Annotated in this window: 6 protein-coding genes; 3 read left to right on the top strand and 3 right to left on the bottom strand. The window is 66.8% G+C overall.

Annotated elements, in window-relative coordinates; translation table 11 throughout:
- The first annotated feature begins 654 nt into the window (after nt 1–654).
- Nucleotides 655–990 (top strand): hypothetical protein, encoded by a 336-nt coding sequence (locus OIC96_RS49695; protein WP_330462107.1) that lies wholly within the window; start codon nt 655–657, stop codon nt 988–990.
- A gap of 983 nt (nt 991–1,973) precedes the next feature.
- Here the strand turns inward: OIC96_RS49695 and OIC96_RS49690 are convergent.
- From OIC96_RS49690 to OIC96_RS49680, 3 genes are all read right to left on the bottom strand, one after another.
- Nucleotides 1,974–3,944, bottom strand: coding sequence for a hypothetical protein (locus OIC96_RS49690; RefSeq protein WP_330462108.1), 1,971 nt, complete (start codon nt 3,942–3,944; stop codon nt 1,974–1,976).
- A 62-nt stretch (nt 3,945–4,006) separates the two neighbouring features.
- Complete coding sequence (locus tag OIC96_RS49685) at nt 4,007–5,956, bottom strand: hypothetical protein (protein WP_330301518.1); 1,950 nt, start codon at nt 5,954–5,956, stop codon at nt 4,007–4,009.
- Nucleotides 5,953–6,624 carry a hypothetical protein gene (locus OIC96_RS49680; RefSeq protein WP_330301519.1) on the bottom strand — a complete coding sequence of 224 codons (672 nt, stop codon included), beginning with the start codon at nt 6,622–6,624 and terminating at the stop codon, nt 5,953–5,955. The genes OIC96_RS49685 and OIC96_RS49680 overlap by 4 nt, the downstream gene beginning before the upstream one ends.
- A gap of 744 nt (nt 6,625–7,368) precedes the next feature.
- Here OIC96_RS49680 and OIC96_RS49675 point away from each other — a divergent pair.
- Together OIC96_RS49675 and OIC96_RS49670 are read left to right on the top strand one after the other, a co-directional pair.
- A complete protein-coding gene (locus OIC96_RS49675) occupies nt 7,369–7,788 on the top strand; it encodes a hypothetical protein (RefSeq protein ID WP_330301521.1) in 420 nt (139 codons plus the stop codon).
- Between the two features lie 178 nt (nt 7,789–7,966).
- A complete protein-coding gene (locus OIC96_RS49670) occupies nt 7,967–9,226 on the top strand; it encodes a helicase associated domain-containing protein (RefSeq protein ID WP_330301522.1) in 1,260 nt (419 codons plus the stop codon).
- Nucleotides 9,227–9,229: the final 3 nt, after the last annotated feature.

Genomic DNA, 9,229 nt, shown 5'->3' with positions numbered 1-9,229 from the left:
GCAGACACGACGCGCCGCCGCTACGCGGCGGGCCAACTCCCTTGCTTCGCAAGGGAGTTGATATGTCGTCACTCCGTGACGACGGCTCGAATCGCTCCGCGATTCGGCCCAAGGAATTCGCTCCGCGAATTCCTGAAAGCGCACTAAGGCGTAGTGTCCGACTTTCTCTGACGATCGGTCAATAACCTTACGGGATATACTCATTCCGAACGTCTCCTCTCCTGAATCAGGCTGCTTGAATTCCCTTCCGAGAAACGGAATTTGACCATTCCTCAATTCTGCCCATTTTCAATTTAATTACGCGTGGACGAGATTACGCCCGCCGGGTCTCTCCGGCAACCTGTGGCCACAGGTTGCGACGAGCGTGGACAACCCACCGCCCGGCAGTTCCAGCCCGCACCAGCAGGCCGGGAGCGCACCCACCACCCCCACGCACCGGAGCCGGATACTGGTGAGAGAGCCCGCATCCGGGCGAGAGCCCTGGCGCGCGACCGCACCGAACGGAGCAGACGTCAGCCTGCTCGAGTGATGGCACGGCGAAGGCTCCGGCGTGGGGGCTGTCCAACGGCGCGTCATATTAGGTGTGGGGGAAGTGATCCAGATTAGTGTTTCCATTGCGTGGACTTAGTGGTGCGCGGGAGAGAGGGCGGGAGCATGCCAAATGGCTTCAGTGACTTCGATCGTTTCGTTGAGTGGCCAGCCGTTGCCAGCGGTTACCGCCGTGGGATGTCCTACCTTGATGAGTATGGGCTCGATACACCACCCGATAGGGTCGCGTCGGCCGTCGAGGTGGCGATGGGTGTGATCCGCGAGAGCTTTCCAGAGGGATCGCCGCCCCCAGACCGGGCAGTAGATCTCTTCATTGCCAACGTCGTTATGGCGGCCGCATGTCGGTTCACCTTCGATGATGGGGCTGCTTTGGATCAGAAGGAAGTTGCAGAGAGCCTGACCTTCTTCAAGGGATTCTTCAACAGTGGCTGGCATTACTGATCGGTCGCCCAATGAATCCGCGAAGATCAGCTGGCCGGTTGCCGAAAGTACGTGTGCGTCCCCGTCGCCTACACCCTGCAACACGAAGGCGGACGCCCAGCCAGGCTCAGCCCGAGGTGGCGCGCGAGGACGCCGACCGGCAAGTTTGGCGAATTTTGGCCGACACTGTCGTGCAGGCTGGCCGGCTGTTCTCCGAGACCACGGCCAGAGTGGATGCCTTGCAGGCAGGGGCGAGACACGAGCAAGCTGAAGGACATCGGCCTCCCGCCGTCGAACAACCCGTCAATCGCCCTCCCAACCAGCCCTGTTGGTTAAAGCGCATCTGGCGCCATTGGCGAGTTCCGGGCCCTAAAGGGAAGCGAGAGTGTCAGAGGCTGGTCGAACTCATTATCTTCTTCGGGGGCGCGCTCGCTGGGCTGATTCTCTTCGGAGAACTGGCCCGAGATTCGTTCGCGGAGAGCACCGCGTGGCTTCGGGTGGCCTTTGTCACCGCCGTGATCGCCGCGGCTACCCTCTTGGGCCTCGCCCGACTCTCTGTGCAATGGTTCATTACCCAATGCGAACGTGGTCGGGTCGCAAATCCGGAGAATGGAGCACCACAGAAGCCGTTCCGCCTCTACGAGCTCGCTACTGTGACAATCGGCATCGCTGGGTTCATCCTGCTGTTCGCAACGGTGTGGGCCGCCGTGGCGCCCGCGCATCCCAGAGAGGTCGCCGTCATCGAGGGGACCACCACTGTTCCGCACCGTCAGTCCGACACTCAACGGCCTTCTGAGCCGCGGGGCGGCCATCGGACTGTTGATAGGACCAGCCACTTCATCCGGCCGCCCTCCCCGGCACCCTCGCCAGTGCAGTTGCGTCCATGAGACGCCTTTGCTGCTTACAACGGCTATAGCCGTTGTAAGCCCTTTCACTATTCATTTGCGCCGCGAGGGCAAGGCTGCATGCTCATCCATCCCAGTAGATCTGCGCAGGACCAGTGCTCACAGCAGTGGCATGGCGGGGGTGGCCATGTCGTACGGGGACGTTCTGTTTCCCGGTACACGGACGACGACGGCCCATCGGTCTCGCTGGTCAGGGGCTGGAGCCGGGATGTGCTCGGCCCACATGTTGTCCCGGATATTCGGGATCCAGTCCTTCTTGAGGGTGAGGTCGAGGACGACGAGCATGCCGAGTGCGATTCCGCCGGCCTGGTAGGCGATGGTTTGGCCCAGGTAGCGCCGTAGTCCCTTGCGGGTGGTTCTGCCTTCGGTCCGCTTGCACTCGATGATGATGGTGAAGCCTGGGAAGCGGACTTCGATGTCGGCCCGGCCGCCGCTGCGGTCGGCCAGTTCGATGTCGACGTCTTCCAGGTTGCCGTCCAGATAGTCCTGGAGGTCTTCCTGGATGGTGTTCTCCAGGGGGAGCTTCTTGTCTGGTTCGGGAGCGAAGAGGTAGGCGAAGCGGGGCGTGTGGTGGGCGCGGGCGCGGTTGGTCCGGTTGTGCAGGAAGCGGATGGTCTGGGTGATCAGTCGTACGAAGCCCTGCCGGATCACCGGTTGCCGGAAGTCGGGGCAGTCGTCGAGGACGGCGAGGATGTCGTAGAAGATCTCCTGCTGGGCTGCCGGGAGGCGGGCGGCCAGGGTTGCTTCGTCATCGGTCAGGCCAGCTTGAAGGGCGTCGAGCATCTGCGTGGGCAGGCCGGCGAGTAGATGGTTACCGAGGACGGCCGCCAGTTGGGGGTAGGCCGCCTGTGGGGCTTTTCCCAGGCCCCCTGGCGGCGCCGTCGTGTTCCCGGTCTGCAGGCGTTCGTCGACGGCCTGGAGGAGTTTCTGGGCGGCGTGCGCGTCCCAGTCCGGGGGTGCGTCGGCGAGAAGGCCACGCAGGTGAAGGAGGAGCCCTTCGCGGTGGGCGAAGGCGTCCTCAATGCGTGGGGCGACCAGGACTTTCAGGCCTGGGACGGCGTCGGCGGGCTGTAGGCGGACGCTTCGGTGGGCGGTGTAGGCGGCCAGGATGTGCTGGATGGTCTGGTTCGGCCACGTGGTGAGGGGCTTGTCGAGGTGAGCATCAGCGTGTTCGAGGTCGGCGCTGAGGGTGTACCAGGCGGCCTCAGTGTCGTAACGGCCGGCCCGCCAGTGGGTGCGGGTGCCGGTCAGCCACATGGCGTGCTCAGTTAGCGAGCGGCGTAGCTGCTGGGTGGCGGTGGTGAGAGCGGGGGTGTGGCCGGTGTCGAAGGCGAGGACTGCGTCGATGGCGGCGAGGTAGGCGATGGCGTCGGGCCGGTCCTCGTCGGCGTGGACGGCCTGTTGTAGGAGGCTGCGCGCGGTGGTGAATGCCTGCAGGAGGGTGGGGCGGTCAGGGGCGTTGGCGGCGTCGGCGAGGTGGCACATGGCGAGCTCGTAGGCGGCGTCGCCATGTACGGCGGTGTTGGTGAAGCGTTGTAGCGCGGTGAGGAGATCGTGCTCGCGCCAGTGTTCGTAGGCGGTGCCGAGGGCCCGGACGGTGCGGCGGGCGAAGGCAGGGGGCGCGGTGGCGGCGGTGGGATCGACGAGGCGATCGAAGAGCCCGTAGCGGCTTGTGGTGCCGGGCAGGGCGAGGCGGAGGGCCGCTTCGAGGAAGATGCCGGCCAGTTCGGCGTCGAGGGGTGCGCTGTGGTTGCGGCTGCGCTCCAGCGCGATGTTGTTGAGGGGGCCAGCGGCGTGTTGGAGGTAGCCGGGGTGCTCGACGATCTGGTCGAGGATGTCGTCGGCGGCTGCTGGGCTGGTGGTTGTGGTCAAGGCGCGGGTGATGAAGGTGGCCGCGTGGTCGGGGTGATTGAGGGTGTCCCATTCCGCAAGGAGGGTCTCGGCGGCGCGGAACCACAGTCGGGAGGCGGCAAGGTCGTCCATGTGCTGCCAGAGGGTGTCTTCGCCGCCGAGCTCAGCGACGGTAGGGGGATCTCCGTCTTGGGCGAGGAGGGTCTCGAGTGGGGTCACGGTGGGTGGCCTTTCTCGAGTGCGGGTGGGGTGGCGAGCGGACAGCTAGGTTACTGGCCGGTCTACCAGATGTAGTCGCGTGGACCTGCGGCCTTGAGGTTGTCGGCGGAGATGATCGTGGTGGCGACATCGCGTTTGGCGGTGGCGGTGATGAGCTGCAGGTCCGGTGTTTCTGCACAGATGACCTTGAGCTCACTGAGGACTTCGGCCAGGTCGACGTCGACGGTCTCCTGGGCGCCGGCGGAGTCGAGGAGCAGCAGGCCGGGGTGACGGCCCACGCCGGTTTCCTTCCCCACACGCAGGAGGGCGAGGAGCGTGGCAATCCGCAGCCGCACGTGTTCGCCTGGGGTGACAGCGGTGAAGGTGGTCTTGCTGTCACCTTTGGTGACGCTCAAGGTTCCGTTGCCCTGCAGCTTGACGGCTTGGAGTTCGGTCATGCCCAGGCGGATCGCCAAGCGGCAGATCTCGGTGCTCACTTTGCCCAGAAGCGCCTCCGAGGCGGCAGTCGCACGCTTGTTGGCTTCCTTGTGTGCCGCGTCTAGGACGGCCTCTTCCATCGACTGCGTCTGGGGCTGCTGAGCATGGCGTTCGGCTGCTTGACGTTCGGTGAGGGCGCCTTCGAGACGGGCGACCTCCAGGTGGGCGCGCAGGGCGGACTCGCGGGGCATGGCGGCTTGCGCCGCGGTGAGCGCGGTATGGGCCTGGGTCATGGCGGCTTCGGAGACTGTGACGGCGTTGGCGGCCTGCCGGGCCGCCTTCTTGGCCTGCTGGTGGGCTTGGCCGAGGGTGTCGACGGAGGCGGCGAGGTCGTCGGTCGCGGCCGTGTCCACGGGTGCCTCGGTGGGGGCGGATCCACATATTCGGCAGTGGTGTTCGTCGAGGCCCGAGTGGGGGATCTGGTCGAGTGCGGTCGAGCAACGGGGGCAGCAGGTGGGCTTGAGGGCTCCGAAGAAGCGCTGTGCCACTGCCGTCTCGCGAAGGTCTCTGAGGCGGGCCTGGTCCAGGACGAGCGTCTCGTGGAGTTCGTCCTCGGCCTGCCGCGTCTGCTGCATCTGCTGCACCAGGTCGGTGTGCCGGGCCGTCAGCTCAGCCAGGTGGGCACCGGCTTGTTCGATGGCTGCGGCGGCGGCTTCCAGGCTGGGGGCCGCGTCGGTCTGGGCGGCGGCTTCCCGAGCTCGTGCGAGCTGGTCTTCGAGTTGTTGTAGGGAGGTGCCGCGGGCTTGGAGGTCTTGCTGGGCGCGTCGACGCTGCCCTTTCACCGACTGCTGGAGCAGGTCCAGTGCTGCTTTGGCGTCGCGGCGTGTGGTCGTCCAGGGCAGGCCCACGAACATCTGGAGCAGGCTGATCATGGTTCCGCCTTGGGCGGTCTCTCCCAGTAGCGCGTCGCCCTCGCGGTTGCGGGCCAGGAGAGCGTGGCTGAAGGCGGGCCAGGACGTGACGATCACCTGGCCGTCAGCGTCTTGTTCGTCGCCGGCGGCGGAGGCGGTCCTGTCTTTGCGCCAGCCGCGCAGAAACTCCAGGCCCAGCCGGTCCATCATGAAGGCGCCCATCACGGAGGCGAATTCAGCCTCCCCGGCGAACGGTGTGACGTACTCCTGGGCCCCGATGGTGAGGCTGCCAGCGAGCTGGTCGCCGGTGGTGTCGACGTTCACGGTGAACGGCTCATCGTCGATCTGTGCGTTCAGGTGCACGTGGTGGATCCAGTGCCGTACGTCTGCTTGTAGGTCGTTGGAGCCGCGTAGGCACCACCAGATGATCTCCAGGATGCTGCTCTTGCCGCGCAGGTTGTCCGCCGTCACGCACCACAGGCCGGCATCGAGGTCCCAGGAGAAGTCGACCGGCCCGGTCGACTTGCCGGCTTTCTCTCCGGTGAAGGCGATGCGCTTGACCAGCAACCGGTGGGGGCGCGGCAGGATACTGCTCTCCCGCACACCGTGCCGTGCGAGAACCTCCCCGGCCTGTTCCCCTTCGGCGCCGACCCGGCGGGCCACTGCCTGAACGAAGTCACTCATGCGTCGCTCCCCGTCCTCTGCCCGCTGATGCGCTCCAGCCGCTCACGTACCCGCTCGGTGATGCCGCTGATGCTGGCCTTCCACACCGTGCGCTCGTACTCGGCCTGCTGGTACTGCAGTTCCTTGAGCTGGGTGCCGCTGCGCTGTCCCGCCACTGCCAGGACGATCGCGGCCCGCTCGTCGTACCAGGCGAGGTCCGGTGCGTCGGCGCGCAGCTCGGCGGCCAGATCGCGGCCAGCGGCCAGGAGGTAGTAGTCCCAGCGCTCCACCTTGGCCGGCGGTTCCCCGACGGCCTCTACCGCGGTTAGGCCGTGGGAGAACAGGAGTGCCAGGGCGTCGTCGAGCGCCTCCCAGGCGCCGAAGCGCCAGCGCAGCATCGGGTACCGGGAGATGTCCGGCTCATCGCCCTCCAGCAAAGCCCGCGCCTTCGTGAGCGACCAGTCGGCATCCGGCGCTGTACCGTTCTCGACCTGATTGAGCAACTCGTCCGCGAGATAGTCCGGGTTCCGCAACCAGAAATCCAGCGCCTGCAGGCGTTTTTGACCCTGCACCACCGCCACCGAGCCCTGCGGCACCCGCCCGTTCGTATCCGGCCCGCACTGTGCGCCGCACCTGTCGAGCACAAACAGCAGCCGCACCGCGTCCTGCACGCGCGACGCGCGCCGCATTCCAGACTCCGCCACGCAGCCCCCGCCTCGGTCCCGCCGGTGAATTCGAAGATCCCAGACTTAGCACACTCCAGATGCAGTCCGTAACCGGTTGAACACATCCACGCTGCGCCAATAGGCCGCCCTCCCCGACGAGTTGGTCTGAGAAATGACCGTGCGTCAGATCGCGCCGTGCGAGGCCCGTCACGCCGCGGACAGGACTCAGGCGCGCGAGGCCTTTCTGGACAGCACCAGATATAGGAAGGGATGGCGGGCAATCCAGGAGGCGAAGCGCGTCGAGCGCCACCGCGGCGGCAGGCGATCTGCCCAGTACAGCTCCACCGTCGCTCGTGCGTGTTGCTTCGCATCGCAACCTGCGCCGGTCGGCTTTTCAGGCAGGTAGCGGCCGTAGACGGGGACGCGGGTGACGCCAGCCGCGCGCATCGCACACAGACGGTGCTGGCCGTTGGTCAGGGCCGTGTTCCCCTCGCTCCAGGCGATGTGGTCGTGGAGAAGGTCGCGTGCCCACTGACGGTCTTCCTCTCGGCTGTTGCCTCATTGCCTGTGGCCTGGGCGGCGGCGAACTCAAGCGCGGTCTGCGCGATCGCTTGCCAGTTGGCCTGGTGATACGGGCAGGCGGCAAAGTCACGGTCCCGCAAGCGCGCGAAGAGCTCGGCGTGGGCAACATGGATGGCGCGCTCACCCTTGGGGTAGGCGGCGGCGAGTTGCTTCCAACAGGCTGAGTGGGCCGCACAGGACCAGTGCGTGTGGCCATGGCAGGTCCGCGGCCGCAACGGGACGCACGCCGAGAGTGCCGCGCAGGAACAGGTCGCGCTCCACCGGGTCCTCGAACAGGCTTGGGTACAGGTCGAGTTCGTCGTCGGGAGCGGCAGGCCGCTGGATCTGGTCGGCGGCTTCGAGGGTGTCAAGGTCTGGCTCGTGCGCTCCGGTCAGGATGTGTGCGGGCTGGATGTTCCAAGGGCCTTCCTCGTCGTTGCGCGTGCGTTCGGGATTTGGGGCGACGAGGATCTGCTGGCTGGTGTCGGGCAGGACGAGGGTGCCCGGCAGTCCGAAGACACCGGCCAGGACGGCCCGGCCGTGAGCCCATTGTGGGTGAGCGAGCAGCCCGCCCAGCGATTCTGCGGGCAGATGCGCGATCCACTCAACGCGGTGGAATGGCGTTAACGGTCTGAACTGGCCCCACTTTTCCGACGCGGCTTGGTCATCGCAACATCCCTCAGGACTGGTGTTGCAACGACCTATAGAACCCAAGCCGGAAAAGTGGGGCCAGTTCAGACCGTTAACGCCACAAATGGTCGGCAGGGCGCTGCGTATGAAGCCCGGGGGAGGGAAAATCGCGTCTTTGGTCGTTCCGGTATTCCTCGGACCTGGCGAAGGCACAGGCGAAATTCTGACCTCGAATGCCTACAGCACCCTCGCGAAGATCCTCGGAGGGCTCAGGGCGCACGATGCCGAGACGATCGAGGCGCTTGCCGACCCTCGCGTCCGCAGCGGCCGGTCCCAGCGTCCCGGAGGCGAGGCGGAAACCGTCGGCGGCGAGGAGCAGGAGCAGGCGCGCGCGGACGAGGATGCTGGGGAGGCGTGGGTCAGTCAGTCGGCTGCCGGGCTGCTTCGGTTCTCGGAGCCGCGGGATGCGGCGCTGCTGGCCCAGTTCGTGCAGTTGCGGGTGATCGACCCGGAGAACACCTACAGGCGGCGCGGCATCGCCGCCGCCAGTAGGTGGCTGCGTGAGACGGGCAGCGACCAACTGCGGGTCCCCTACGACTACGTCACCCCTCAAGACCGGGCCGGGGCGTTTCCGCTGGGGGTGTGGCTGGCCGACCAGCGCAAGTACTACAACAGCGCGATGCTGGAGGCTGCGCGCGTGCAGCAGCTCGAGGCACTGGGCATGGTGTGGTCCCACCATGACGTCGCCTTCGAGGAAGGCCTCGCGGCGGCCAGGGCGTGGGCGGCCGCGCACGACGGGATGCTGCTCCCGCCGGCCAACGCGGTCGGCGAGGGCGGGTTCCCTATCGGCATCTGGGCGAAGAATATGCGGGCCGCGGCGCGGCGGACGCTGCAGAACGCGGAACGGCGCGCGGCGGGCGAGCGCGTGTCCAGCACCGGGGAACTTGCGCCCAGCCGCATGGAGGCTCTCGAAGCCATCGACCCCGGATGGTGCCCGCTTGGATGGGACATCGCCTGGCAACGCCGCTTCCGCCTCGCCCGCGTGGCGGCCGGAGGCCCGCTACCGGCGGCCGCGGGCGAGGTCATCGTCCAGGGCGAAGACCTCGGAGCATGGGTGCACGCGCCGCGACTGGACTGGGACGATCTCCTGCCCGCCCAGCAATGGCTCCTGGAGAGCACCCTCGGACTCGAGCCCGCCGCGCCGGAAGAGCGGCCGGTGAAGCGGACCCAGGACGACAAGTGGGCGCTCAACATCGCGGCCGCCCGGCAGTTCCACGCCCGCGAAGGCCACCTCACAGTCCCGAGGAAGCATGTAGAAGACGTCGACGGCACACCGGTTGGGCTGGGCTCGTTCATCAGCAACACCCGCAGGCGTGCCGGGAAACTGAGTACGGAGCGCCGCGCCGACCTCAGCCAACTCGGCATGCGCTGGTAGACG

Source organism: Streptomyces sp. NBC_00775 (assembly GCF_036347135.1).
Lineage (GTDB): Bacteria > Actinomycetota > Actinomycetes > Streptomycetales > Streptomycetaceae > Streptomyces > Streptomyces lutosisoli.
This window is presented reverse-complemented; position numbering and strand designations above follow the sequence as displayed.

Coding starts and splice junctions, on each gene's coding strand:
- OIC96_RS49680 (WP_330301519.1), bottom strand. CDS start 6,624: ATGCGGCGCGCGTCGCGCGTGCAGGACGCGGTGCGGCTGCTGTTTGTG.
- OIC96_RS49695 (WP_330462107.1), top strand. CDS start 655: ATGCCAAATGGCTTCAGTGACTTCGATCGTTTCGTTGAGTGGCCAGCC.
- OIC96_RS49685 (WP_330301518.1), bottom strand. CDS start 5,956: ATGAGTGACTTCGTTCAGGCAGTGGCCCGCCGGGTCGGCGCCGAAGGG.